This is a genomic window from Rhodococcus sp. PvR099, assembly GCF_017833315.1.
Taxonomy (GTDB): domain Bacteria; phylum Actinomycetota; class Actinomycetes; order Mycobacteriales; family Mycobacteriaceae; genus Rhodococcus_G; species Rhodococcus_G oryzae.
On record NZ_JAFIBV010000001.1, the window covers coordinates 456,052 to 481,354 of the forward strand.

General features: G+C 68.6%; 28 protein-coding genes and 1 pseudogene. 19 read left to right on the top strand and 10 right to left on the bottom strand.

From position 1 onward, the window contains the following. Positions 1 to 128: 128 nt before the first annotated feature. The 4 genes from JOE46_RS02185 to JOE46_RS02200 are packed head-to-tail and all read left to right on the top strand — an operon-like array spanning position 129 to position 3,934. Positions 129 to 1,460: a pitrilysin family protein gene (locus tag JOE46_RS02185; RefSeq protein WP_209926089.1), complete on the top strand. Its 1,332-nt coding sequence runs from the start codon at positions 129 to 131 to the stop codon at positions 1,458 to 1,460. A 3-nt stretch (positions 1,461 to 1,463) separates the two neighbouring features. After that, positions 1,464 to 1,841, top strand: coding sequence for a VanZ family protein (locus JOE46_RS02190; protein ID WP_257017334.1), 378 nt, complete (start codon positions 1,464 to 1,466; stop codon positions 1,839 to 1,841). Between the two features lie 4 nt (positions 1,842 to 1,845). Beyond that, entirely contained in the window at positions 1,846 to 2,952 is a 1,107-nt protein-coding gene (locus JOE46_RS02195) for an alcohol dehydrogenase catalytic domain-containing protein (RefSeq protein ID WP_209926091.1), read from the top strand. A 58-nt stretch (positions 2,953 to 3,010) separates the two neighbouring features. Then, positions 3,011 to 3,934, top strand: a complete 924-nt coding sequence (locus JOE46_RS02200; RefSeq protein WP_307861242.1) for an alpha/beta fold hydrolase — start codon at positions 3,011 to 3,013, stop codon at positions 3,932 to 3,934. Here the strand turns inward: JOE46_RS02200 and JOE46_RS02205 are convergent. Next, complete coding sequence (locus JOE46_RS02205) at positions 3,882 to 4,385, bottom strand: MarR family winged helix-turn-helix transcriptional regulator (protein WP_097211170.1); 504 nt, start codon at positions 4,383 to 4,385, stop codon at positions 3,882 to 3,884. The two genes, JOE46_RS02200 and JOE46_RS02205, sit on opposite strands and share 53 nt — an antisense overlap. Positions 4,386 to 4,476: 91 nt before the next feature. Here JOE46_RS02205 and JOE46_RS02210 point away from each other — a divergent pair, with 91 nt between their 5' ends. From JOE46_RS02210 to JOE46_RS02240, 7 genes are all read left to right on the top strand, one after another. Then, a complete protein-coding gene (locus tag JOE46_RS02210) occupies positions 4,477 to 4,926 on the top strand; it encodes an SgcJ/EcaC family oxidoreductase (protein WP_097211171.1) in 450 nt (149 codons plus the stop codon). 79 nt (positions 4,927 to 5,005) lie between these two features. Next, positions 5,006 to 5,749 (top strand): 4-hydroxy-tetrahydrodipicolinate reductase, encoded by a 744-nt coding sequence (dapB, locus tag JOE46_RS02215; RefSeq protein WP_209928918.1) that lies wholly within the window; start codon positions 5,006 to 5,008, stop codon positions 5,747 to 5,749. Continuing rightward, positions 5,746 to 6,216: a hypothetical protein gene (locus JOE46_RS02220; RefSeq protein WP_097211172.1), complete on the top strand. Its 471-nt coding sequence runs from the start codon at positions 5,746 to 5,748 to the stop codon at positions 6,214 to 6,216. Before dapB ends, JOE46_RS02220 begins: the two co-directional genes overlap by 4 nt. Before the next feature lie 40 nt (positions 6,217 to 6,256). After that, on the top strand, positions 6,257 to 6,766 hold the full coding sequence (locus tag JOE46_RS02225) for a flavodoxin family protein (protein ID WP_209926093.1): 510 nt from the start codon (positions 6,257 to 6,259) through the stop codon (positions 6,764 to 6,766). Next, positions 6,756 to 7,238: a CinA family protein gene (locus JOE46_RS02230; protein ID WP_097211174.1), complete on the top strand. Its 483-nt coding sequence runs from the start codon at positions 6,756 to 6,758 to the stop codon at positions 7,236 to 7,238. Before JOE46_RS02225 ends, JOE46_RS02230 begins: the two co-directional genes overlap by 11 nt. 81 nt (positions 7,239 to 7,319) lie before the next feature. Beyond that, on the top strand, positions 7,320 to 8,468 hold the full coding sequence (locus JOE46_RS02235) for a glutamate--cysteine ligase (protein ID WP_097211175.1): 1,149 nt from the start codon (positions 7,320 to 7,322) through the stop codon (positions 8,466 to 8,468). 46 nt (positions 8,469 to 8,514) lie between these two features. Then, entirely contained in the window at positions 8,515 to 9,138 is a 624-nt protein-coding gene (locus JOE46_RS02240) for a superoxide dismutase family protein (RefSeq protein WP_209926094.1), read from the top strand. Between the two features lie 522 nt (positions 9,139 to 9,660). On the opposite strand, the gene JOE46_RS02245 is transcribed toward JOE46_RS02240, so the two are convergent. From JOE46_RS02245 to JOE46_RS02255, 4 genes are all read right to left on the bottom strand, one after another. After that, positions 9,661 to 10,083: an Hsp20/alpha crystallin family protein gene (locus tag JOE46_RS02245; RefSeq protein WP_097211329.1), complete on the bottom strand. Its 423-nt coding sequence runs from the start codon at positions 10,081 to 10,083 to the stop codon at positions 9,661 to 9,663. A 503-nt stretch (positions 10,084 to 10,586) separates the two neighbouring features. After that, the gene (locus JOE46_RS02250) at positions 10,587 to 11,120 is read right to left on the bottom strand and encodes a phosphodiesterase (protein WP_257017337.1); all 534 of its coding nucleotides are present in this window, start codon (positions 11,118 to 11,120) and stop codon (positions 10,587 to 10,589) included. Positions 11,121 to 11,336: 216 nt separating this feature from the next. After that, positions 11,337 to 11,519 carry a hypothetical protein gene (locus JOE46_RS26235; protein WP_097211178.1) on the bottom strand — a complete coding sequence of 61 codons (183 nt, stop codon included), beginning with the start codon at positions 11,517 to 11,519 and terminating at the stop codon, positions 11,337 to 11,339. Between the two features lie 21 nt (positions 11,520 to 11,540). After that, the gene (locus JOE46_RS02255) at positions 11,541 to 11,987 is read right to left on the bottom strand and encodes an STAS domain-containing protein (RefSeq protein ID WP_097211179.1); all 447 of its coding nucleotides are present in this window, start codon (positions 11,985 to 11,987) and stop codon (positions 11,541 to 11,543) included. A gap of 393 nt (positions 11,988 to 12,380) precedes the next feature. Here JOE46_RS02255 and JOE46_RS02260 point away from each other — a divergent pair, with 393 nt between their 5' ends. Both JOE46_RS02260 and JOE46_RS26240 read left to right on the top strand, forming a co-directional pair. Then, positions 12,381 to 12,713 (top strand): MerR family transcriptional regulator, encoded by a 333-nt coding sequence (locus JOE46_RS02260; protein ID WP_097211180.1) that lies wholly within the window; start codon positions 12,381 to 12,383, stop codon positions 12,711 to 12,713. Positions 12,714 to 12,877: 164 nt separating this feature from the next. Further along, positions 12,878 to 13,099: pseudogene (locus JOE46_RS26240) on the top strand (glutathione-dependent formaldehyde dehydrogenase); the annotation flags it as partial. 135 nt (positions 13,100 to 13,234) lie between these two features. Here JOE46_RS26240 and JOE46_RS02265 read toward each other — a convergent pair. Continuing rightward, positions 13,235 to 13,753 (bottom strand): DUF2231 domain-containing protein, encoded by a 519-nt coding sequence (locus JOE46_RS02265; RefSeq protein WP_097211181.1) that lies wholly within the window; start codon positions 13,751 to 13,753, stop codon positions 13,235 to 13,237. A gap of 195 nt (positions 13,754 to 13,948) precedes the next feature. On the opposite strand from JOE46_RS02265, the gene JOE46_RS02270 reads away from it, so the two are divergent. Next, a complete protein-coding gene (locus JOE46_RS02270) occupies positions 13,949 to 15,169 on the top strand; it encodes a winged helix-turn-helix domain-containing protein (RefSeq protein ID WP_209926095.1) in 1,221 nt (406 codons plus the stop codon). Between the two features lie 27 nt (positions 15,170 to 15,196). On the opposite strand, the gene JOE46_RS02275 is transcribed toward JOE46_RS02270, so the two are convergent. The 3 genes from JOE46_RS02275 to JOE46_RS02285 all read right to left on the bottom strand — a co-directional run bounded on the left by JOE46_RS02275 (position 15,197) and on the right by JOE46_RS02285 (position 17,051). After that, the gene (locus JOE46_RS02275; protein ID WP_097211330.1) at positions 15,197 to 15,631 is read right to left on the bottom strand and encodes an SRPBCC family protein; all 435 of its coding nucleotides are present in this window, start codon (positions 15,629 to 15,631) and stop codon (positions 15,197 to 15,199) included. Between the two features lie 89 nt (positions 15,632 to 15,720). Further along, complete coding sequence (locus tag JOE46_RS02280) at positions 15,721 to 16,197, bottom strand: toxin-antitoxin system HicB family antitoxin (protein ID WP_209926096.1); 477 nt, start codon at positions 16,195 to 16,197, stop codon at positions 15,721 to 15,723. 47 nt (positions 16,198 to 16,244) lie between these two features. Beyond that, positions 16,245 to 17,051 carry a tyrosine-protein phosphatase gene (locus tag JOE46_RS02285; RefSeq protein ID WP_209926097.1) on the bottom strand — a complete coding sequence of 269 codons (807 nt, stop codon included), beginning with the start codon at positions 17,049 to 17,051 and terminating at the stop codon, positions 16,245 to 16,247. A gap of 167 nt (positions 17,052 to 17,218) precedes the next feature. On the opposite strand from JOE46_RS02285, the gene thyX reads away from it, so the two are divergent. From thyX to JOE46_RS02300, 3 genes are all read left to right on the top strand, one after another. Then, positions 17,219 to 17,971 (top strand): FAD-dependent thymidylate synthase, encoded by a 753-nt coding sequence (gene thyX, locus JOE46_RS02290; protein ID WP_097211184.1) that lies wholly within the window; start codon positions 17,219 to 17,221, stop codon positions 17,969 to 17,971. A gap of 67 nt (positions 17,972 to 18,038) precedes the next feature. Next, a complete protein-coding gene (gene dapA, locus JOE46_RS02295) occupies positions 18,039 to 18,944 on the top strand; it encodes a 4-hydroxy-tetrahydrodipicolinate synthase (RefSeq protein ID WP_097211185.1) in 906 nt (301 codons plus the stop codon). Continuing rightward, on the top strand, positions 18,941 to 20,971 hold the full coding sequence (locus JOE46_RS02300; RefSeq protein WP_097211186.1) for a ribonuclease J: 2,031 nt from the start codon (positions 18,941 to 18,943) through the stop codon (positions 20,969 to 20,971). Before dapA ends, JOE46_RS02300 begins: the two co-directional genes overlap by 4 nt. A 67-nt stretch (positions 20,972 to 21,038) precedes the next feature. Here JOE46_RS02300 and JOE46_RS02305 read toward each other — a convergent pair whose 3' ends face one another. After that, on the bottom strand, positions 21,039 to 21,803 hold the full coding sequence (locus JOE46_RS02305) for a sulfite exporter TauE/SafE family protein (RefSeq protein WP_179800513.1): 765 nt from the start codon (positions 21,801 to 21,803) through the stop codon (positions 21,039 to 21,041). A gap of 80 nt (positions 21,804 to 21,883) precedes the next feature. On the opposite strand from JOE46_RS02305, the gene JOE46_RS02310 reads away from it, so the two are divergent. Together JOE46_RS02310 and JOE46_RS02315 are read left to right on the top strand one after the other, a co-directional pair. Next, positions 21,884 to 22,507: a TIGR03085 family metal-binding protein gene (locus JOE46_RS02310; RefSeq protein WP_097211188.1), complete on the top strand. Its 624-nt coding sequence runs from the start codon at positions 21,884 to 21,886 to the stop codon at positions 22,505 to 22,507. 61 nt (positions 22,508 to 22,568) lie between these two features. Beyond that, entirely contained in the window at positions 22,569 to 25,229 is a 2,661-nt protein-coding gene (locus JOE46_RS02315) for a DNA translocase FtsK (protein ID WP_179800504.1), read from the top strand. The last annotated feature ends 74 nt before the right edge of the window (positions 25,230 to 25,303 follow it).

Consider the following 25,303-nt stretch of genomic DNA (forward strand, 5'->3'; position numbering starts at 1 on the left):
CTATCGGCTGGTTGAACACCGGTGCTCCCGCGCGCTCGCGCGGGAGCACCGGTGTTTTCGTATCCCGCCCGGTGTGTACTGTTTGAGCCTCACACCCGCACAGCTGACGAGGACCGTAGACCCACTTCATGGCCGCACACAATCGCAGTCGAACCTCCGCATTGACGACCAGATCCGAGGACTTCGGAGTCCGACGCACCGTGCTCCCCGGCGGTCTCCGGGTGGTCACCGAGCACATGCCGGGCGTCCGCTCCGCATCGGTGGGCGTGTGGGTGGGCGTGGGGTCTCGCGACGAGCAACCGTCGGTGGCGGGGGCCGCGCACTTCCTCGAGCACCTGCTCTTCAAGTCGACGCCGACCCGAAGCGCGCTGGAGATCGCCCAGGTGGTCGACGGCATCGGCGGCGAGCTCAACGCCTTCACCTCCCGCGAGCACACCTGCTTCTACGCGCACGTGCTCGACGACGACCTGCCGCTGGCCATCGACCTGGTCAGCGATGTCGTGCTGCGGGGACGCTGCCGCTCCGACGACGTCGACGTCGAGCGCCAGGTGGTGCTCGAGGAGATCTCGATGCGCGACGACGACCCCGAGGACCTGCTCGGCGACGACTTCCTGACCGCGCTCTTCGGTGACCACCCGGTGGGCCGCCCGGTGATCGGCAGCGTCGAGTCGATCGAGTCGATGTCCCGGACCCAGCTGCACTCGTTCCACGTCCGCCGGTACACGCCGCCGCGGATGGTCGTCGCGGTGGCGGGCAACGTGGACCACGACGAGACCGTCGCACTGGTGAAGCGCAGTTTCAAGGGGCACCTGACGAGGGGGCCGAAACCGGCGGAGCGGCGCGAGGGCCGGCTGCGGCTGCGCACGGTCCCCGAGCTCACCCTGCGTGGGCGCGACAGCGAGCAGGCGCACCTGTGCATGGGTGTGCGCGCCTTCGGGCGGCACGAGGGTCACCGCTGGACGCTGTCCGTGCTGAACACCGCCGTCGGTGGTGGGCTCAGTTCCCGTCTGTTCCAGGAGATCCGGGAGTCGCGGGGCCTCGCGTACTCGGTGTACTCGAGCATCGACACGTTCGCGGACAGTGGGGCGTTCTCGGTCTACGCCGGATGCCAGCCGGAAAACCTCGGCGAGGTCACGACGGTGATCCGCGAGGTGCTCGCGAACGTCGCGGCCAACGGCATCACCGACGACGAATGCGCGCGGGCCAAGGGTTCGATCCGCGGGGGACTGGTTCTCGGACTGGAGGATTCCGGCTCCCGGATGCACCGGATCGGCCGAAGCGAACTGAACTACGGCAACCATCGCAGCATCACGGAGACGCTGGCCCGGATCGACGAGGTCACCACCGAGGAGGTGCGTGAGGTCGCCGCGATGCTGCTGAGCCGGCCGTACGGCGCCTCGGTCGTCGGCCCCTACAAGCGCAAGAGGGACCTGCCCGCCGCCGTCCGCGGAATCGTCTGACCGGTGGCGCTTTTCCGGTCGCGGCGTGCTGTGCCGCTGGCCGTCGTCACGCTCATCACCCTCGTGATGCTGTTCTCTCCCGGTTCCACGGTGCCGAGCGGGCCGCCGAACATCGACAAGGTGACCCACCTGCTGATGTTCGCGGCACTGGCCTACAGCGCGCGGTTCGCGGGGGTCGGGGTCACGGCGGTGATCGTCTGGGCCGGGCTCTACGCGGCGGCGTCGGAGGTTCTGCAGGGCCTGCTGCCGATCCACCGGAGCGCGTCGGTCTGGGACTGGGTCGCGGACATCGTGGGTGTGGCAGTCGGGCTGTTGATCTTCCGGGCGTGGCAGGCTGGACGGGGGCGACCGGCGACGGGCGGTCGCGACGAGGAGAGGTAGCGGCATGCGGATTCGTGGTGCGGTGCTGGAGGAGATCGGTCGGGAGCGTCCGTTCGCACAGTCGCGGCCCATCTCGATCTCGGAGCTCGAGCTGGACGGGCCCGGCCCCGGCGAGCTGCTGGTCCGCATCGAGGCGGCGGGCCTGTGCCACTCGGACCTGTCCGTGGTGGACGGGAACCGGGTGCGTCCGGTGCCGATGCTGCTCGGTCACGAGGCCGCGGGCCGCGTCGAGAGGGTCGGCGACGGCGTCACCGACGTCCGGGTCGGCGAGCGCGTGGTGATGACCTTCCTGCCGCGCTGCGGTGAGTGTGCGGGCTGCGCGACCGACGGCCGGATGCCCTGCAGCGCGGGCGGTGCCGCGAACAACGCGGGCACACTGCTCGGCGGGGGCGAGCGCCTGCACCGCGACGGCGAGCCGGTGCACCACCATCTCGGGGTGTCGGGGTTCGCGACGCATGCGGTGGTCGACCGCCGGTCGGTGGTCCCGGTGGGCGACGACGTGCCACCCGCGGTCGCGGCGGTGCTCGGGTGCGCCGTCTTGACCGGCGGCGGCGCGGTGCTGAACGCAGCACGGACAGCGCCGGGGGATTCGATCATGGTGGTCGGCCTCGGCGGGGTAGGGATGGCCGCGATATTGACCGCGGTGTCGCTCGGCCTCGGCGAGGTGATCGGCGTCGACGCGATGCCCGAGAAGCTCGCGGTGGCAACCGAACTCGGCGCCACGCAGGTGTACACCCCGGGCGAGCTGGCGGAGCGCGGCGTGCGGGCATCGCTGGTGGTGGAGGCGGCGGGCAACGCGCGCGCCTTCGAGTCCGCGGTGGCGGCGACGGCCCCCGGCGGCACCACCGTCACGGTCGGGCTGCCCAGTCCCGAGGCCAGGTCCTCGGTTTCGCCGCTGTTGCTGGTCGCCGAGACCAGGACCATCGTCGGCAGCTACCTCGGATCGGCCGTGCCCTCGAGGGATATCCCGAGGTACGCGCAGATGTGGCGCGAGGGCCGACTGCCCGTCGAGCGGCTGATCTCCTCGCAGATCACGCTCGACGACATCAATCGCGGCATGGACGAGCTGGCCGAGGGCCGGGCGATCCGTCAGGTGATCGTCTTCGACTGAGCCGGCGAGCCGGCCGCTCCGGCGCGCGAGATGCTGTGATCTCCGTTACTGTCCAGCCGTGACAAGACCTACGAGCGCCTGGACCCTGATCCGTCGGGCCGGAACAGCGTTGATCACACTGGGCGCGTTGACGTTTGCCATCGCGGGACCGGCGGGCGCCGGGTCGGTCGGCGATTCCGAGCCCGCGGAGGCACCGCCCGGCGCAAACCTCTGGGAGTGCAGGCCCACCGCCGATCATCCGCGTCCCGTCGTCCTGTTGCACGGCACCATGAGCAACCAGAACAGCTGGGACGGTCTCTCGCCCGAACTCGCGGCGGACGGGTACTGCGTCTTCACGCTGAACTACGGCAAGGACCCGACGAGCATGATGGGCGCGATGGGCATGTACGCGACCAGCGACATCCCGACGTCGGCCAGGCAGGTCGGTGCGTTCGTCGGTCGGGTGTTGCAGAGCACCGGCGCCGATCAGGTGGACGTCGTCGCGCATTCGCAGGGCGGGGTGGTCGCCCGCCAGTTCCTCAAGTTCGAGGGCGGCGCGAACGCCGAGGATCCATCGCGCAACAAGGTGCGCAATCTGATCACGCTGGGCGCGACCAACCACGGCACCACGATGTCCGGGATGTCGGAGCTGGCGAAGCGGATCCCGCCGATGGTCGGTGTGGCCGAGGGCGTCGCGGGCAAGGCCTCGGTCCAGCAGCTCGTGGACAGCCCGGTGATCACCGCACTGAACTCCGGTGGTGACACCATGCCCGGGATCGACTACACGGTAGTCGCCAGCCGGAACGACTCGATCTCCACGCCGCCCGAGGCGACCTTCCTCGCCGCGGGCCCCGGTGCCACGGTCGAGAATCTGTGGATCCAGGACCTGTGCGCCGCGGACCACTCCGATCACATCGCGCTCGCCACCTCGCCGACGGCCGCCTATATCGTCAGGAAGGCGCTGGACCCGAGCTTCTCCGCGGACCGCTGTTCCGGGAAGTAGTCGCGGCGCGGATCTCCTCGGTGGCCGCGCGAAAGGCGGGCGCGGCGTGCGCGAAGTAATCGAACAGCAGGTCGAGCTGCTCGGGGGAGTATCGGGTGAGGACCTCGGCCAGGTGTCGGCGGGCCGGGCCCACCACCTCGTCGATCTCGGGTAGGGCCTCCGCGACCGGTTCGATGATCACCCGCCTGCGGTCGGCGGGATCGGCCGCGCGCCGCACGTACCCGGCGCGTTCGAGTCGGTCGATCAGGCGGGTGGTGGCGCCCGTGGTGAGGCCGGTTTCGGCCGCCAGTTGACCCGAGGTCAGGCTGCCGTGCAGGCCGATCCTGCTCATGGCGTGCCATTCGGAGGTGTGCAGCCCCGCCGCTTCCGCGCCGGCAAGGCCGTTGAGGCCGACGGCGTCGAGGTATTCGCGGAAGATCGCATGCCGGTTCGCCTCGGTGTCGCTTGCCATGACCGTGCATCCCTCCTAGTATTATATCTGCACGTATGCAGATAATGCTCATGTGCAGTATCTGCTCCAGTCTAACGAGGAGGAGGACGGTATGGGCACCACCGAGGATCGCGCCGCGATCGATCAGGTCATCGATGCGCTCGTCGACGCGTGGGGGCGCCACGACGCCGATGCCTACGGCGCGCAGTTCACCGACGACGCCACCTACGTCACCTATGTCGGCACCTACTACCGGGGCCGCGCCGACATCGTCGAGAGCCATCGGGTGCTGTTCGACAAGTTCGTCAAGGGGACCCGCCTGGCGGACCGGGTGCTCGACGTCAGGTTCCTCGGCGCGGACGCCGCCGTGGTCACCGGCCGCGGCGACACCTACAAGGGCGATCCGCCCGCGAAGCTCAGCAAGGTCCAGACGTACGCGATGGTCCGCGAGGCCGACGGGCGGTGGCGGATCGCGGCGTTTCACAACACCAAGCGCAGGCCGCTGATGGAGCGGATCTCGTTCCGGACCGCGCCCGGCCTGGTGCCCGCGGCGGATCGGTAGCGCCGTTCGCACCCCCGGTGCGATTGCGTAGGCTTCCTTCGAGAGTCAACGTGATAGACGGAGAGTGAATCGAGTGACGATGATCCGGGTCGGTGTTCTTGGTGCCAGCGGCAAGGTCGGCCGCGCCATCTGCGAGGCAGTGGAGGCCGCGCCCGATCTGGAACTCGTCGCGCAGGTCGACCAGGGCGACCGGATCGAGACGTTCGTCGACACCCGTACACAGGTCGTGGTCGACTTCACCCACCCCGACGTGGTGATGGGCAACCTGGAGTTCCTGGTGGCCAACCGCATCCACGCGGTCGTCGGGACCACCGGTTTCGATGACGCACGGCTGGCCACCGTGCAGTCCTGGCTGGTGGAGAACCCCGAGGTGGGCGTGCTGATCGCGCCGAACTTCGCCATCGGCGCCGTGCTGTCCATGCGGTTCGCCGAGCAGGCAGCGCGCTTCTTCGACTCGGTCGAGGTCATCGAGCTGCACCACCCGAACAAGGCGGATGCCCCGTCGGGCACCGCCTACCGCACCGCCGCGCTGATCGCGGCGGCACGCGAGAAGGCCGGCCGCGGGCCGAGCCCGGACGCGACCTCCACCGAGCTCGAGGGTGCGCGCGGCGCCGACGTGAACGGGGTCCGGGTTCACTCGGTCCGCCTCGCGGGACTCGTTGCGCACCAGGAGGTCCTGCTCGGAACCCAGGGCGAGACGCTGACCATCCGGCACGATTCGATCGACCGCAACTCCTTCGCGCCCGGCGTCCTGCTCGGTGTCCGGGCGATCGCGGGTCGTCCGGGGCTCACCGTCGGCATCGACCCCCTGCTCGACCTGTGAAGAACGGCACCACCAAGGTCGTCGTCACCATCGCGGCGATCGTCCTCGCGCTCGGCTTCTACTTCGTGCTGCTCGGCCAGCGCGGCCTCGACCTGATCCGGGAGGGGGGAGTGGCGCCGATCGGACTGGGCATCGGCGTGCTCCTGCTGCCGGTGCTGGGGGTCTGGATCGTGGTGGTGACGCTGCGTGCCGGATTCCAGCACCAGCACCTCGCGCAGCGCATCGCGGACGAGGGACTCGAGCTCGATGTGTCGGAGCTGCCGAGGCGGCCCTCGGGTCGGATCGACAGGGATGCCGCGGATGAGCTTTTCGCACAGGTGAAGTCGGAGTGGGAGGCCGATCCGGACAACTGGCGCAACTCCTACCGGCTCGCGCGGGCGTACGACTACGCGGGCGATCGCGGCCGGGCCCGCGACACCATGCGCCGGGCCGTCGCGCTGGAGCAGGCCGAGCGGGAGCAGGGCTGACCCGCACCGTCGGTCCCGCCTCGGCCGTACTCTGGACCGCGTGACGGACGAGCGCAGGCAGCCAACCCTTTTGGTCGTGCACCACACGCCCTCGCCCGCCACCCGCGAGTTGGTCGAATCGGTGCTGGGCGGTGCCAACGACCCGGAGATCGAGGGGGTCACCGTGCGCTCGCTGCCCGCGCTCGGGGCCACCATCCCGGATGTGCTGGCCGCGGACGGCTACGTCTTCGGCACCTCGGCGAACTTCGGCTACATGTCGGGGGCGCTCAAGCATTTCTTCGACACCGTCTACTACCCGTGCCTCGACGCCGTCGCGGGCCGCCCGTACGGGCTGTGGGTGCACGGCAACAACGACACCGCCGGGGCGGTGCGGTCGGTGGACAAGATCGTCGCCGGGCTCGCGCTGACGAAGGTGGCGCAGACGGTGGAGGTCACCGACGGGATCGATGCCCGCGCCCGCGAACTCTGTTACGAGCTGGGGGCGACCGTTGCGGTGACGCTGGCGGAAGCCCAGGCGGCACGCCGATCGGGAGGTCGCGATGGGAAATGAATCGAAATCGGTCTCGGTCAGTGATCTGGCGGAACGGGTCGCCGGCTCAGTCTCCGGACGGGGCTGGACCGTCGCTACCGCGGAATCCCTCACCTCGGGACAGGTGGCGGCCGCACTCGGCGCGGCGCCCGATGCCTCGTTGTGGTTCCGTGGTGGAGTCGTTGCCTACTCGAGCGACGTGAAGCGGTCGGTGCTCGGGGTGCCCGACGGGCCGGTGGTATCGGAGGCCGCGGCGCGCAGTATGGCCACGGGGGTCGCCCGATTGCTCGGCGCCGATCTTGCTGTGAGCGTGACGGGCGCGGGTGGGCCCGAGGGGCAAGACGGGCAGGAACCCGGCACCGTCTGGCTGGCGGTGACCTCGCCCGTCGCCGAGTTCTGCGAGATGAGCCGCTTCGATGGGACACCTGCGGAGGTGGTGCAGGCATCGCTGGAGCGGGCACTGGAATTGCTGGCGCAGTGTGCGATCGGATGATCAACCACAGCGCTTGAACAGGCGTCCCTTCAAACATCGCCGATCACGTTTCCGGGACCTTTCGGGCGGGTAGTCGCGGGGATGAGCAGAATTCTGGGCAGCGGTTCCCGGGCATCTCGGCAGGGTTCGAGTGGCCCGACGATCGGCGTCGAGGAGGAATTCCTGCTCGTCGACGCACACACGGCAATGCTGCGTATGGACAACGCTGCCGTCGCCCGTAGCGCTTCCGAACTCGGACTCGAGCTGCAACTCGAGCTCACCCAATGCCAGGTCGAGACGAACACCCCCATCTGCCACGATGCCCGCGAACTGCGCGCGCACCTACTTCGGATGCGCACAGTGGCCGCGGCCGCAGCTCTGCGCCACGACTGCCGGCTGGTGGCCACGGCGGCACCCCTGATCGGTCCGTGGCGGATCAGTGTCACCGACTCCGATCGTTATCGCGCCATGGCGGAGAGGTATGGCGCGCTTGCACTCGAGCAGGGCATCTGTGGTTGCCACGTCCATGTGGACGTCCCGGAGCGCGAGACGGCGATCGAGGTCTGCAACCATGTGCGGCCGTGGCTGCCGATTCTCCTCGCCCTCGGAGGAAACTCACGGATCCACCGGGACCTGGACACCGGTTTCGCCAGTTGGCGATGGATCCTGTGGTCTCGATGGCCGGTGTCGGGGCCGCCACCCTACTTCGACTCACGGCGACACTATGAGGCACTCGTCGACATGCTGGTCGACAGCGGGACGATCATGGATGAACGGATGGTGTATTGGGACGTTCGACCGTCCAGTCATCTTCCGACGGTCGAGGTCCGGGTCAGTGACGTGCAGCCGACGGTCGATGACGCCGTGCTTCTGGCCACCATCGTCCGGGCGCTCGTGATGACTGCGACTCGCGCGATCGAACGTGGCGCAGGTGCGCCGCCGGTTGCGCTCGAGACACTGCGCGCGGCAAGCTGGGCGGCCGCGCGGGTGGGAGTGTCCGGAACGGCCCTGGACCCGCACACCGGTAGACCGAAGACGCCGGCCGCCCTCGTAGGAGCCCTGCTCGATCACGTACACGATGCGCTCGACGAGCTCGGCGAATATCGACGGGTGAAGTCGGCCCTCGCGAACCGGCTCGAGGACGGCAACGGCGCCGACTGGCAGCATCGAACCCTGCTCCGATCCGGTGACCTCACGCAGGTCGTGAAACTCGCGGTCACCCGCACGGTTCAGGACATCGCACGCTGGTGAGCGCCGGTCGTGGTTCAGCACCCCGCATTGTGGGTAGTGCCTAGTCATGTACACACGATGCGCGACCTTGATTGCAGGGGCTTCCGTGACTGTCCTCGTCGTCGCGGGGTGCGGCAACGACGATGAATCGACTGACGACAGCGCGACAGTCGAGACGCCTCCGACGTCGCTCGAAACGGCGACCACCAGCCTGCTCACCCCCCGCGGCGGCTTCACTTTGCCGGTGGAAGGCGGCACCGACAATGCCTTCACCTACGACGAAGCCGCCGTCCCGGTGGGTTCGTCGGTGAACGTCGACGATGGCCGCACCACGGTCACATTCAGCGCGACCGGCCTCGCGCCCAACCGCGACTTCGGCGTGCACGTGCACACGCGGGCGTGTGGGCGGGAACCGTCGGATTCGGGTCCGCATTATCAGAACGATGTCGATCCGATGGCCACCCCGGAATCGCCGTCGTCGGATCCTGCCTACGCGAACCCACAGAACGAGATCTGGCTCGACGTCACCACCGATGGGAACGGCAACGCGCAGTCGTCGACGGCCGTCAACTGGGAGTTTCGCGACGACGAGGCCAATTCCGTCGTCCTCCACGCACAGCGCACCATGACTGGTCCCGGCGTGGCCGGCATGGCCGGTGACCGCCTGGCCTGTATCGACGAGGATCTGTGACGGTTCGCCAAAGCCGCTGTGCCGGTTCCGAACCGGCGAACGATGGTATTTCTGCGCGGGGTAGATGGGGAGGCGAGGTTGTGGACCGTACAACGCATCGGTCGTCCCGTACGGGTGAGCGACGCCAGCCAGAGACAGCCCAGGACTCAGTGATCTGGCCGGAATCGAGCCCCCTCGACCGGTGGTGGTCTCGGGTGGTTTTCGATCACGACGGCCCGTCCGACATTCCGGGAGAAGCTTCGCGTAAATCTGATAGCGGCGCGCAACAGCCACGTGGGTGGCACCGGCAATCGACGGCACCCAGAAGACCACGAGGAACGCGCACAATGCAAAGAACCAAGCGCGGGAAGTGAATTCCGCAGCATCCGTGGCGAATCGATCGAAGCTGGGAATGCCCTCGTATGGCACCGCTCAAACCGGCTCCAGCCGCCAGGGCAGTGCCAGGGGAGCCGCGGCGATGGTTTCGATTCCGCATTCGCCTGAACTTCAAGAGCACCTGGACTATTGGGGACAACGCGCCTGTCAGGCGTCGATCACCTTCTGTTCATGTTTGCCTGCGATCTCGATCTTGCGGGGCTTCGCCTTCTCCGCCACCGGGATGGACAACCTCAGGACGCCATCCTCATAGCTCGCCTCGATGCCGTCGGTATCCAGGGTTTCGCGGAGGAACAGCTGTCGACTGAACACGCCACGGGGCCGCTCGGCGGAGACCAGTTCGCAATCCCCGCTCAACTCTGGGCGTTCCGCGTGAACGGTGAGTACGTTTCGCTCGACGTCGAGATCGATCGAGTCGGCCTCAATACCGGGAAGGTCGAATTCGGCGATGAACCTGTCGCCGTCGCGCCATGCATCCAGCGGCATCGCAGCCGGACGCGCCACTGTGCCGAAGACCTGCTGGGCGAGCCGGTCGAAGTCACGGAAGGGATCAGTACGCATCGACATCATCGTCACCTCCAGGCAACTTCCCAAATGAACAGTTGATACCAGTGTCAACGTACTTAGGTTATCTTCTATTCCCACCACAGATTATTTTGGCACTCCTCACCTTCCTGGTGCAAGAGATGCAGGAGCCTCCCGCGTACTCGCCCTCCCGATACCGCTGACGCGCCGCGGGACGCCCATGGAACCCTCGAGTGCGGGTGCACATCCAGAGGAGCCAGCATGCGATTTGACCAGCACTTCAGCATGGACCTGGATTTCTTCTGCGATCGATTCCGAAATGGAGGGCTGTCGCACACGGGATCCTCTTCATGGAGGGGGACATCGTGGGCAATGGAGAGCAAGCAGAAGAGGGAATCGACGGTTCGAGCGGTGACGACTCACCCGAAGATGACACTTCACTGCACAGAGGCGACCTCAAGTGAGCAGGGCGCGGTGGTGTGGGAACGACCTCTATGAGTGTTGTTCCGGACGCGCGGGCTGGCGGTAAGCAGTGCCGGGAGGGCGCGCTACGCGCGCGGTTCGGCTTCGGGTACGGGGAGCGCGGCGCCGCGCCCGACTCGGCTCGCCCAGTACGCCGTCCTCCGCGGGGTGGCAAGCCATTCCGGCCACATCCGCAGCTCGGGCGGGAGGTTGATCACGGGATCGAACGCGGGCTGCGCGTCGTCGGCGACTGCGCTCGGAGAGTCCAGCCAGATCCGGCCCGCCGGGGTCGCCTTGCCGCGGGCAGTCGCCAGGGAGAGCGTGAAGTGCAAGGGGCCGCCGTCGATCAGCGCCGACGTCGAACCCGTTCGTGGTTGCCCGTGGTCCGGCACGGCGAAAACCCAGGTGGCAGGTCCGTCCTCCGCGCAATAGGCGGTGACGCTGCTGTATCTTGCGCTGGACCAGCCGCGGGCCGGCCACAGCACCACCCGCGTGGACAGCTGGGCCGACACCAGCAGCAGGTCCCACGGCCCACCGATCAGGTGTAAACGAATTGCGAGACCCATCATGTCCGGTAGCACGCCGGGGAGACCGATTCCCCGGGAGAGTCGGGCGGTCACCGGTATCCGTCCTTGAACCGGCCACCAGTGCGCTCCCAGTTCCGCGTGCCCCTGGGTGAGCACCCCACGCGGGTGGAAGATACGCGCTCGGCGGAACGCTGAGGCGAACGTGAACGGGGCACCTAGCACTGCATCGAGTTCCTTCATGCCAGACCGGGTACCCGCGAAAGCGGGATGCAATCGGGCGAGCATGCCGGAGTTCGGGAGCCGAAGGACTCAGCCAGTGGCGCCAAGTCTGCTGAGCATCAGTTGCTTGCCTTGCTCCGCGCCCTTCCTGCTGTCTGCCTGCGCGCGTCGGAAGAAGTCGGCCACTTCCGTGTCGCCGCAACGTTCGGCATCAGAGATGAAGGAATCCATCTCGAGTGCATTGGTCAGACACGCTTCCGTGAACCAGATCAGGTCGAGTCTGCCAGGGCGATCTCATGCCCCTCTTGGGGCTGGGAAAAGTTGCACTTCTGGCGTTTCGGCTGGAGCCAGGCGTAGGCGCCGGTTCTCATCGACCGCGTCCTGAATCGTCGTGAAGATTCGGAACTGGTTCGCCAAGCCGGCCACATCAAGCGCGCGCACGACACCGCGCGCAGGTGCGACGAGAAGGAGTTGGAGGCCATTGGCGGAGGCGCGGATGTTCGCTCGCGCCAGCAACTGTGCACCAGAAATCCCGAGAAAAGTCGTGTGGGTCAGATCCAGTATCAGGCTCATGACCGCTGTGTCGATGCCGGTTTCGAGGGCCGATCGCAGAGCTTCGACGGACGTGTAGTCGAGTTCACCGCCGACTTCGACAACAGTTGATCCAGGGCCCCGGCTTCGGCCCCGTGCTTCGCAGAGACAGTCATCCAAGCGGCTGTACTGACGAATGTGAATGTGCATTTCCAGACCTCCTCCACTCGGGTCGCGCTGTGAGAGCGAGAAGCAGGCATCGGTAGCCGAACAGGGTCAGGGATCGTGCGTGAGTAGCCGCGAGATCGAATAGCGCTGAAATGCGATCGGAGTCAGGTCCTGTGCGCGGTGCGCCACATGTCCGCTGGTATCACTGCCGGACGAGCCACCCTCTGCACCTTCTGCCGAGCGAGGCGGTCGCTTCCGCGAAACTGGTCTGCGGGCATCAACATCACCGTTACCTCCAGGCGGGTCAATACTGATGGAAGCGGCTCTGGATAATCAAAGCTTCAAGTGTAAAGTTATCTCTCATCGCGGGCGCAGATTATGGTGCCACTGCTGCTAGCCTGGTGCAAGAGGACATCAGACGCTGGAGGTACCGCAATGACGCAAGAGTCCACCCCTCGTTCGCGGCTGGGCGTCTACGGCATCTCGGTCGCGTCTGAACTGTCGGGCATCGATCCGCAGACATTGCGTCTGTACGAGCAGCGGGGACTGCTCGCCCCGGCCCGGACCGAGGGCGGCACTCGGCGTTACAGTGACGACGACCTGATGGCCTTGCGTCATATCGCCGAACTCGTCGCCGGCGGAATCAACCTTGCGGGAATTGCGCGGATCCTGCAGCTCGAGGCCGAAAAACTCCGACTGGAGATCGAGAACGCAGACCTACGGGCAGAGCGCGAAGCCCGGCCGGTCGACAACGAGCGCGTCAAATGAGTGGTCCAGACGGTCATGAACTGCATCAGCAAGACGTCGACCTGACAGGGCGCGCCACCTAAAATCACCCGTCCTTGGGCTCCTCCTGGGCGAGCCGCTCATCGAGGGTCTCACCGAACTCGGCCTCCCGTGCGGTGGTGCCGAAACGATCGGATTCTGCGCGAGGACTGCAATCACAGTGCGAGACCACCCAGGTTCGCGAGTATGGCACTGGGGCAGCGCTTTTCGGAGTACCCCAGAAACCCGTTCGCGGACTCGACCCACGTCCTGGTGTCCGAGGGCCCACAAGATTCTCGATTCGATTCCTCTCGGACGTGTTGCCGACCGTATTTCAGGCAGTCGAGGACGCAGACATCCCGGCCGACGATGCCGTCGCCGTGCCCGGGTGATCTGGTGCCCGATCGCCTGCGACGGGCGGTATAGCGGGGATGGAACCGGTGTAACGGCGGCAGGACTGCTGCCCTCTGGCGTGGCAGCCCCGTTGATGTCGCGCGCGGGAGCTTTGTCGACCCGCACCCTGCCTACTCGGAGGCCGTTGCCCGACGGGACGACCCGAACGCGATGTGACCGCCGAGGGCGCCGCTGGCCGCAGCTGCCGCCAGACCCGTCCAGCTCCAGGCCTGCGCGCGGACGCTCGGTGCGCGCCTGCGCAGCCGAAACGAGACGAGCATCGCGGTGGCCGCCGCCGTATTGCCGAGCGCATGGATCAGCCCGGCCCGGCGGTCTGCCTCGTCACGCTCCACCCAATCCGCCCATCCGGTCACGACCGCGAATGGCGCTCCGGCGAGCCCGAGACCGATCAGGCGCCGCGCCGCGTGGTGGTCGCGCATGACGGTCTCCAGTACGACCGCCGCTGTCCATGCGCCGACGGGGACGGTGACCGCCATCGGGTGTATCGGGTGGCCCAGCCAGGAACCGCGCAGGAACCCGGCGGTCGGACCGTGATCGAGCAGTCCGTCGAGACGCTGCTGAAGAGGTGCGCTGACCCGATCCAGCGCGTCGACCGACTCGGGCAGGTCGAGGAGTTCATGAACCTTCATCACATCGACTTTCTGTTCGGGGCCGGCCCGGTCAGGGCCACCGTCACATCACCATTGGCCTTCCAGCGGGTACCCACACCGACGTTCGGTAATCCTCACGACCCTTACCCTTGTCCAACCTGAGATCCCGTCTGCAGCGGTGAATCTGCCCCTCGCTCTCGGGCTGATGTCGGACCCCGATGGCAGGGTGGGGACATGCTTGAGATGACGGCCGCCGCCGCCAGGCGAACCGCTCTGGCCGCGCAGGGGTTCGCCGACGCGCGCCCGACCACCGCGCCCACCCGCAGGCACCTGCTCAAGGCGGTCGGTACGACCTCGCTACTGCAGATCGATTCGGTCGCGGTGGCCGTACGGGCGCACTACATGCCGGTGTTCAGCCGGATCGGCGCCTACGACCGGGGCCTCCTGGACGACGCCGCGTGGCGGCACACCGCCGCGAAGCCCCGTGCGCTGGTCGAGTATTGGGCCCACGAGGCCGCGCTGATCCCGGTGGGGGACTGGCCGCTGCTGCGCTGGCGGATGCGCGCCTACGAGGGCGGTCGCTGGGCCGGGGAACGTCAGGTGCTCGAGCGGAACCCGGCCCTGATTCGCGACGTCGTCGACGTGATCTCGGCTGTCGGGTCGGCGAGCGCGGGCGACATCGAGCGGCACCTCGAGATCGACCGCGGTCGCAGGGCCGGGCCGTGGTGGGATCGCAGCGATACGAAGGTCATCTGCGAGCAACTCTTCGCGGCGGGTGCGCTGTCGGTGGACAGGCGGGTCGGCTTCGTCCGGCACTACGACCTCGCCGACCGGGTGCTCCCGGCAGGCGTCGTGTCCAGCCGGATCGACGACGCGGACGCGGTGCGCGAACTGATCCGTCGCGCCGCGCGGTCACTCGGCGTCGGAACGGAGCCGGACCTGCGCGATTACTACCGGCTCTCGCGCGCCCAGGCCGCCGCCGCGATCGCGGACCTGGTGGACGAGGGGACTCTGGTCCCGGTGACCGTGCGCGGCTGGGGAGCGCCCGCCTACCGCCACGTCGAGGCGCGGACGCCGCGTCGGATCACCGGAGCGGCGTTGCTGTGCCCGTTCGACCCGTTGGTGTTCTTCCGTCCGCGAACCGAACGGATCTTCGACTTCCACTACCGGCTCGAGATCTACACGCCCCAGCACAAGCGGGTGCACGGGTACTACGTGTTCCCGTTCCTGCTCGACGGCGAGTTGGTCGCCCGCGTGGATCTGAAGGCCGATCGTGGCGCCGACGCGCTCCAGGTGCACGGCGCCTTCGCGGAGGGCGAGGGCGAGGGCGGGGACGGGCGCGTGGTGGAGTCGCTGGCCTCGTCGCTGCGCGAGATGGCGGACTGGCTCGGGCTCTCGGACGTCAGGGTCGGCGAGCGCGGCGATCTCGCCGCCGCGCTCGCCGATCGGGTCTGATCACGCCGGATCGGATCCGGTTGTCGGTCAGAGGGTTTCGACGAACTTCGTCAGGCCCTTCGAGGCGGTTTCGAGGGCGATCTTCTGGCCGCGCTTGACGATGAACCCGGGCATCGGGATCTTCAGGTCGACGGTCAGATCGAAGGTCACGTTCGTGCCGTCGCCGTCCGCGACGAGCGTGTACGAGCCGTCCTGGGTCTTCTGCTGGTCGCTCTCCACGAGGCTCCAGCTCACCTTCTCGTCGCCGACCCACTGGTAGTCCACGACCTGCTCGTCGTTGACGCCCAGCACCGAGACCTTCATGCGCACGCGCAGCGGACGGCCGTCGGGGTGGGTGCTCTCGACGATCACCGACTTGTGCGAGGACGACCACTCCGGTACTCGCTCCACCGCGACGATCGCCTCCATCACCTTGGCCGGATCGGCCTTGATGTGGAATTCCTTGTTGCCTGACACGGCCATCGAGCCCACCCCTTAATGCGATTGCGTCCAAACTCAGTGCGTCATTACATCACTCCGGGACCGTCCTGGGTTGCGGACGCGCGTCCAGGTCATTCCTCCGTACGCCTGCCCTTGCGCACCTGGTCCCGGAGCGCGCCCTGGACGGCCTGCGACACCCAGGAATTCAGTGACATCCCGTTCTCGGATGCCGCCTCCTCCGCGCGTGACTTCATCTGATCCACCAGGCGCAGGGTCACCCGGGAGATGTCACCGGTGACGTCATCAACGGCGTCATTGATGTAGTCGCTCGTCGTGCTCTCGCCGCGCGGGCCGGATCCGGGCCGCGCACGGCGAGCCACCTCGACATGCGTTCGATCGCCGTCGAGTCGCACGTGCACCGTCCGGTCGCCGAGCGCGGTCGACACCTCCGCCGCCAGGTCGGAGAGCGCGGACAGCAGCATCAATCGCGCCGAGTTCTCGGCCGCGACGGCCAGCGCCTCGGCGATCCTCTTGGTGTTCTCGTCGCCGAGGGCGGCCGCCGCGATCAGGTCGTGACGCAGGGTGGTGGTGTACTCCGACAGTTCCATGACGTCAGTGTGACGCCATTGTTGACGTCGGTCAAGATGTCATGGCGTCAGGCGAGCAGCTTCGCCTTGAGTGCGGCGATGTCGGCGTCGGTCAGACCGAGGCCCTGGTGCACGTAGTTGTCGAAGCTGCCGTACCGCTCGTCGGCGGTGGCGAAGGCGCTGTCGAGCCATTCCTGCTTGACGCCGTCGAGCATCGCGGTGGGGCTGGTTGCGTCGACCCCGCGGTAGACGTTGCTGAGCATGAAGTCGGCGTTCACCGTCGCGCGGTCGACACCGAGGATCGTCAGCAGCACCGCCGCGGTCCAGCCGGTCCGGTCCTTGCCCGCGCTGCAGTGGAAGAGCACCGCGCCGTCGGTGTCGCGGATGTCGCGGAGCACGGCGGCGAAGGCCTGGTTGGCACCGGGGCCGGTGATGAAGGCGCGGTACGCCGAGTTCAGGTCGACCAGCGTGGTGACGGGTGAGGCGCCGAGCACGTCGTACCAGTTGGCCTTGGCGCCTGCGGGTACGAGGTCGGGCTGCAGGGCCCGCTCGTAGACGGTGCGCAGGTCGTCGACGGCCTTGACGTTGCGGCCCTCGAGCCTGGCGAGGTCGGCGGGGGACAGCTTGTTCAGCGCATCGGTGCGGAAGACGAGCCCGGTCTTGACCGTGCGGCCGTCGACGGTGGTGTATCCGCCGACGTCGCGGGCGTTCTTGGCGCCGTCGAGGTGCAGAGACCGGTCGAAGGTCGACTGCTCGACGGCCGCCGGCGCCGCGGCGAGTGCGGTGCCTGCGGCGGAACCGACGAAGATCGAGGTTCCGATGGCGAGGGCGGCGGCCGCGCGCAGGACGCGGGCACGGTTCGGGGTGAGGGCCACGAGGTGTCTCCATGGGGGGGTCGGCGCGGATCACGGCGCGGTGATCCAAGACGTTCGGACACAGGAGTTGGTACACCGTTCAGGTGAACGCGAGGAGTCGCGCCGATAGGGTGCGGTGATTCGGCGAGCAGGACTCAGCAGGACGAGCAGGACAAGGAAGGAACGCAGTGCGGCAAGCGGTGTCCCTGAAAGTGCAACTCATCGCGAAGACGGAGTTCGCCCCACCGGCGGACGTGCCGTGGGAGACCGATGCCGACGGCGGCGAGGCGCTCGTCGAGTTCGCCGGTCGGGCCTGCTATCAGAGCTGGTCGAAGCCGAACCCGAGAACCGCGACCAACGCCGGCTACCTGCGTCACCTGCTCGAGGTCGGGCACCTGTCGGTCCTCGAACACGGCAGCGTGAGCTTCTACATCACGGGGATCTCGCGCTCCTGCACGCACGAGCTGATCCGGCATCGGCACCTGTCGTACTCGCAGCTCTCGCAGCGATCGGTCACCGAGCGGGACGCGAACGTCGTGGTGCCGCCCGCCGTGGTCGGCGACCCCGAACTCGAAGCGCTGTTCGTGGCGGCGACCGATGCCAGCCGCGCCGCCTACGTGGAACTGCTCGAGGCGCTCGAGACCAAGCTCGCGCACGTCCCGAACGGGTCGCTGCGGGCGCGCCTGGCACGGCAGGCGGCGAGGTCCGTGCTGCCCAATGCGACCGAGACCCGGGTGGTCGTCACCGGCAACTACCGGGCGTGGCGGCATTTCATCGCGATGCGTGCCTCCGAGCATGCCGACGTGGAGATTCGCAGCCTGGCAATCGAATGCCTTCGTCAGCTCACGGAGGCAGCACCGAATGTGTTCGGAGACTTCGAGATCGCGACACTGCCGGACGGCACCGAGGTCGCGGTGAGCGAGTTCGACAACCGCGACTGAGCGGGGCGATTCGGCACGGGCACTGCGGTGTTCAATCTTCACCTGCCCACCGGGTAACCTTCTGACCATGACCAACGGTGAATCCGCCCCCGTCGAGCATCCGTTCGGCACCATCCTGACCGCGATGGTGACCCCGTTTACCGGCGACGGGAAGCTGGACGTCGATGCGGGCGTTCGGCTGGCGACGCACCTCGTCGACGGCGGCTGCGACGGGTTGGTGCTCGCGGGCACCACCGGTGAATCTCCCACCACCACGGAGAACGAGAAGCTCGAGCTGATGCGCGCGGTCATCGACGCCGTCGGCAGCCGGGCCCGGATCATCGCGGGCGCGGGCAGCAACGACACCGCACACAGCGTCGAGCTGGCGCGTGACGCCGCTCGGGCGGGCGCGCACGGACTGCTCGTCGTCACCCCGTACTACTCGAAGCCGCCGCAGGCCGGCCTGCTGGCGCATTTCACCGCGGTCGCCGACGCGACGGACCTGCCCGTGATGCTGTACGACATCCCGCCGCGCTCGGTGGTGCCGATCGAGACCGAGACGATCTACCGGCTCGCCGAGCACCCGCGGATCCTGGCGGTCAAGGACGCGAAGGGCGACCTGAACGCGGGCGCGGAGCTGATCGCGAACACGGACCTGCAGTTCTTCTCCGGCGATGACCCGCTGAACCTGCCGTGGCTCTCCGTCGGAGCCACCGGTTTCGTCAGCGTGATCGGTCACCTCGTCCCGGGGCGCCTGCGCGAGCTGCGCGATGCGTTCCTGGCGGGCGACAACGACCGCGCCCGTGAGATCAACGTGAGCCTGCTCCCGCTGATCCGTTCGCTCGGCCTGCTCGGTGGCGTCTCGGCCTCGAAGGCCGGGCTGCGACTGCAGGGCATCGACGTCGGTGACCCACGATTGCCACAGGTGCCGCCGAGCCCGGATCAGGTCGAGGTCCTCGCCGCCGACCTGCGCGCGGCAGGGGTGCTGTCATGACTCGCCCGCCGCGTCGTCGCAGCGCCAGCCGTCAGGCCGGACCCCCGGCTCCCACCGCGGCTCCCGAGGCCGCCCCGAAGCAGCAGGCCCCCGCCCCGCAGCAGCAGGCGCCGGCCCCTGCTCCCGAACAGCCGCAGCAGCAGGCACCGGCCGAGTCGGCACCTGCGGCGCAGGAGCAGGCACCCAAGCGTCGCCGCGGTGGCGCGAAGTCGCAGGGCGGCGCCGCCGCCAAGTCGCAGGGTGGCAACGCCCCCAAGTCTCGTTCGCAGGGCGGTTCGGGACGTCCGCAGCGGCAGCCGAAGAACGCGGGCGGTGGGCAGCGCCCGGACGGCCGCGTCGGCGTCGACCCGACCGAACGGCTCGGCCTCCCGCCGAAGGCGCCCCGTAACGGCCTGCGGGTCGTCGCGCTGGGCGGCATCGGCGAGATCGGCCGGAACATGACGGTCTTCGAGCACAAGGGCAAGATCCTCATCGTCGACTGCGGCGTCCTCTTCCCCGAGGACCAGCAGCCCGGTGTCGACCTGATCCTCCCGGACTTCGCGTACATCGAGGACCGGATGGCGGACGTCGAGGCCGTGGTGCTCACGCACGGTCACGAGGACCACATCGGCGCGATCCCGTTCCTGCTGCGCCTGCGCCCGGATCTGCCGGTCATCGGCTCGAAGTTCACCCTCGCGCTGGTCGCCGCCAAGTGCCGCGAGCACCGGCAGCGGCCGAACCTGATCGAGGTCATCGAGGGTCAGCGCACCACGCACGGCCCGTTCGAGTGCGAGTACTTCGCCGTCAACCACTCGATTCCGGACGCCATCGCCATCGCCATCCGCACCGACGCGGGCGTCGTGCTGCACACCGGCGACATCAAGCTGGACCAGCTGCCGCTCGACGGCCGCCTGACCGACCTCGCGGGCTTCTCGCGGCTCGGCGACGAGGGTGTCGACCTGTTCCTGGTGGACTCCACCAACGCCGAGGTGCCCGGCTTCGTCACTCCCGAGCGGGAGATCGGCGGTGTCCTGGACAACGTCATCGGCAAGGCCAAACAGCGCGTCATCGTCGCGTCGTTCGCCAGCCACGTGCACCGCATCCAACAGGTGGTGGACGTCGCGGTGCGGTACAACCGCCGGATCGCGTTCGTCGGCCGGTCCATGGTCCGCAACATGCAGATCGCCCAGGACCTCGGCTATCTGTCCGTTCCCGACGGCGTCGTCGTCGACGTCGACACCGCGGCGAACCTGCCCGACGACCGGCTGGTGCTCATCTCCACCGGCTCGCAGGGCGAACCGCTCTCCGCGCTGTCGCGGATGGCCCGCGGGGAGCACCGGCAGATCAACGTCCGCGCGAACGACCTCGTGGTCCTCGCGTCCTCACTGATCCCCGGCAACGAGAACTCGGTGTTCGCGGTGGTCAACGGCCTCGCCAAGCGCGGCGCCACCGTCGTCACCCAGCAGAGCGCGAAGGTGCACGTCTCGGGTCACGCCTCGGCGGGCGAGCTGCTGTACCTGTACAACGCGGTGCGGCCGACCAACGCGATGCCCGTGCACGGCGAGTGGCGGCACCTGCGGGCCAATGCGGCGCTGGCCAAGGCCACCGGTGTCCCGGAGGAGCGCATCGTGCTCGCCGAGGACGGCGTCGTGGTGGACATGGTCGACGGCCTCGCGGAGATCGTGGGCCGGGTCCCGGTCGGCATGGTCTACGTGGACGGGAACTCCGTCGGCGACGTCGGTGACTCGACCCTCTCGGACCGGCTCGTGCTCGGCGAGGGCGGATTCATCTCGATCTCGCTCGCCGTGGACACGCACACCGGCAAGGCCGTCAGCACCCCCGAGGTGCACGGGCGCGGCTTCTCCGACGACCCGGCGGCGCTCAAGGAGGCCGCGGTGCTCGTCGAGGCGGAGCTCGCCCGGCTCGCGTCCGAGGGCATCACCGACACCCATCGGATCGCGCAGGCGGTTCGGCGCGTGGTCGGTCGCTGGGTGGCGGACAAGTACCGGCGTCGGCCGATGATCGTGCCGACCGTCATCGGCGTCTAGCCGCCGCACCACCACTCCTCGCGACGGCCGGCCCGGTTCGATCACCGGGCCGGCCCGCGCGCGGGTGTCAGAACAGTAGTCGCCACAGTCCGATCAGGCCGACGACGACGATGACGGCGCGGAGCGCCGTCGGGGAGAGGTGTCGGCCGTACCTGGCGCCGATGGCTCCGCCGATGAGCGATCCGACGGCGATGAGTCCCGCTGCGGCCCAACTGATCCGGTCGAAGGCCACCAGGGTGTACGCCGTGGCGGCAACGATGTTGACCAGCAGTGAGAGCAGGTTCTTCGCGGCGTTCATCCGCTGCATCGACTCCGGCAGCAGGGCGCCCATCACGCCCACCAGCAGGATTCCCTGTGCGGCCGTGAAGTAGCCGCCGTACACCCCGACCGCGAAGGTACCCGCGGTCAGTGCGGCCATCCGGCCAGGCCCGACGTGCTCGGCGTCCCGGCCCTGGGCCTCCGCGCGCTCGCGGGCCCAGGCCTGGATCCGCGGACCGGCGACCACCAGGATCAGTGCGAGTGCCAACAGCACCGGCACGATCGTGACGAACGCCTTCTCGGGCAGGTGCAGCAGCAGCCAGGCGCCGAGGCCCGCTCCCACCAGCGATGCCGGGATCTGCCAGCGCAGCCGGTCCCATTGGCCGCGGAGCTCGCGGCGGTATCCCCAGGTGCTCGACACGCCACCCGCAACGAGGCCGACCGCATTCGACATCGTGGCGACCACCGGCGGATAGCCGAACGCGACCAGGGTGGGAAAGGTGATCAGGGTTCCCGAGCCGACGAGGGCGTTGATCGCGCCCGCGCCGAAACCGGCGAGGGCGATGACGATCATCTCGGTGATGGGCACCGCAGGGACGGTACTGGGTGCGTGTCAGCGCGCGGACGGGCCGCCGCGGCAGTAGCGTGGCGGGCATGAAGCTGGCCCACGACGAGCGTCTCGCGCTCGTGGTCACGATGGCCGAGTTCGGGCCCGACGCGCCAACGCTGTGCGGCGAGTGGACCGTCCGGGATCTGGCCGCACACCTGGTGCTCCGCGAACGACGGCCCGATGCGGCCGCGGGCATCATGGTCTCCGCCCTTTCCGGGTACACCGAGCGGGTGCAGGCGTCGATCGCCCGCGGTTCCTTCGAGGACCTCCTCGAGCAGATCAGGACGGGTCCGCCCGTGTGGTCGCTGATGCGGCCCTTCGACGAGCAGCTGAATCTGGCCGAGATGTTCGTCCACCACGAGGACGTGCGGCGCGGTGGTCCGGACTGGGAGCCCCGGATCCTCGATCCGGCCTGGGCGGGTCCGCTGTGGGCGGTTGCCCGGCGGATGGGCAGGCGCGCATATCGACTGGCGTCCTGCTCGGTCGTGCTGGAGCGCCCGGACGGACGTCGGGCCACGGTGCGCAGCGCAGGCGGCGAGACCGTGGTGCTGCGCGGTGACCCCGCGGAGCTCGCCCTGCACGCCTTCGGGCGCGACGCGGTCCGGCTCGAGGCCACCGGCCCCGATCAGGCCGTCCAGGGTGTGATGTCGCTCGATCGCGGCATCTAGAAGCCCTGTTGCGGGTGTTGCGGATGGTCCTGATGGGGCCTCAGCGACTAACCTGACGTGCATGGCAGGTAAGACCGGGACCAGAACTACCAAGAGCGCGTCATCCTCGCCGCGGTCCTCCGCGAGCTCGGGATCGTCGGCGTCGGGTGGTTCGAAGGCGCGGTCGGGCGGCCGGACCACCAAGACGGTGACCACCCCGCGGAGGCCGACGGCGCCGCGCAGCAACGCACAGGCGGCGAGGCGCAAGCCGGCCGCCAAGGCGCCGGTGAGCCCGCTCAAGGCCGCCGGGCGAGGGCTGGGCCGCGGCTGGGCCCTGATGGCGCGCGGCGTCGGCGCGACGACGAGGACGGTCAGCAAGGCCGCCGACATCGAGCCGGGACACCGCAGGGACGGAATCGCGCTCGGCCTCGTCGCGGGCAGCGCGATCGTCGCGGCCGCCATGTGGTTCGCCGCGGGCGGCCCGGTCGGGGACTGGATCGAGACCGGGGTGCGGGCGCTTTTCGGTGGCGCGGGCGCGGTCCTGCCGATCATCGCGGGCGCGATCGCGGTGGTGCTGATGCGTTCGGAACCGCACCCGGAGGTGCGGCCACGGCTGATCCTCGGTTCGCTGCTGATCGGCTTGCCCGCGCTGGGCGTGTGGCACGTCATCAGCGGGGCGCCCGTCGATGCGGAGGGCAGGGCCGGCGCGGCGGGGTTCCTCGGATATGTCATCGGTGGACCGCTGACCGACGGCCTCACCATGTGGCTCTCCATCCCGCTGCTGATCCTGGCGATGGGGTTCGGGGTCCTGCTTGTCACCGGCACCACCGTCCGTGAGGTCCCGGAGCGGATGCGGACGCTGTTCGGCGTGCACGGGCACGCCGACGAGTACGAGCCGTACGACCCGGAGGACGGCTACGACCACGGGCACGACGACCTGGGGCACGACGACCTCGAGGACCTGCGAAACCTGCGGCCGGCGCGCCGATCCCGTCGGGCGCGCCAGGACCCGTCGGACTTCGACCCGGCCCTGTTCGACGCCGACGGCTACCCGGTGGAGGAGCCGGTGGGGCCCGCCGCGAACTACCCGGTCGGGGAGACCGCGAACGAGGCGGTCACCGAGGTCATCGCGGCGCCGCCCGCCGCTCCGGCGCCCCCGGCCCGACCGCGGCCGAAGCCGAAGCCGACCCCCGCCCCGGCCGCGGCCGAGGACACGACGCCCGCGATGCTGATCCCGGACCGCGTCATCGAGGGCGACTACACGTTGCCGCCGACGTCGCTGCTGATCGAGGGCGATCCGCCGAAGACCCGCAGTTCGGCCAACGACACCATGATCGAGGCCATCACCGAGGTGCTCGAGCAGTTCAAGATCGACGCCGCGGTCACCGGTTTCACCCGCGGCCCGACGGTCACCCGATACGAGGTGGAGCTCGGTCCCGGCGTCAAGGTCGAGAAGATCACCGCCCTGGCCCGCAACATCGCGTACGCCGTGGCGACCGACAACGTCCGGTTGCTCGCGCCGATTCCCGGCAAGTCCGCGGTGGGCATCGAGGTGCCGAACTCGGACCGGGAGATGGTGCGCCTGGCGGATGTGCTGTCGGCGCCGTCGACCCGGAAGGATCACCACCCGTTGGTGATCGGCCTCGGCAAGGACATCGAGGGCAACTTCGTCAGCGCCAACCTGGCGAAGATGCCACACCTGCTGGTTGCGGGTTCGACGGGCTCGGGTAAGTCCAGCTTCGTGAACTCCATGCTGGTCTCGCTGCTCGCCCGGGCCACCCCGGACGAGATCCGGATGATCCTGATCGACCCGAAGATGGTGGAACTGACTCCGTACGAGGGCATCCCGCACCTCATCACCCCGATCATCACCCAGCCGAAGAAGGCGGCGGCCGCGCTGGCGTGGCTGGTCGAGGAGATGGAGCAGCGCTACCAGGACATGCAGGCCAACAAGGTCCGGCACGTCGACGACTTCAACAAGAAGGTCCGCTCGGGGGAGATCACGGCGCCGCTCGGTAGCGAGCGCGTGTACCGGCCGTACCCGTACATCCTCGCCATCGTCGACGAGCTCGCGGACCTGATGATGACGGCGCCGAGGGACGTGGAGGAGGCGATCGTCCGGATCACGCAGAAGGCGCGCGCGGCGGGCATCCACCTGGTGCTGGCCACCCAACGTCCGTCGGTGGACGTGGTCACCGGACTGATCAAGACCAACGTGCCCTCCCGCCTTGCGTTCGCGACGTCCTCGCTCACGGACTCGCGGGTCATTCTCGACCAGCCGGGGGCGGAGAAGCTGATCGGTATGGGCGACGCGCTGTTCCTGCCGATGGGGGCAGGCAAGCCGACCCGTCTGCAGGGCGCCTTCATCACCGACGAAGAGATCTCCGCGATCGTCGACTTCTCCAAGAACCAGGCCGAGCCCGAGTACACCGAGGGCGTCACGGCCTCGAAGGCGGCAGACAAGAAGGACGTCGATCCCGACATCGGTGACGACATGGACGTGCTGCTGCAGGCGGTCGAACTGGTGGTCACCAGCCAGTTCGGGTCGACCTCCATGCTGCAGCGCAAGCTCCGGGTCGGCTTCGCCAAGGCGGGTCGCCTGATGGACCTGATGGAGACCAGGGGAGTGGTCGGCCCCAGCGAGGGCTCCAAGGCCCGCGACGTGCTGATCAAGCCTGACGAGCTGGACGGGCTGCTGTGGTCGATCCGCGGCGGGGACCCGGAGTCCGAGCCGGAGGACTGAGTCGGAACGGTTCGCGCCTGACCGGCGGGCCGGCCGCGTTGTGGTTGAATGAACGGGCCTTGGAGGGGAGTATC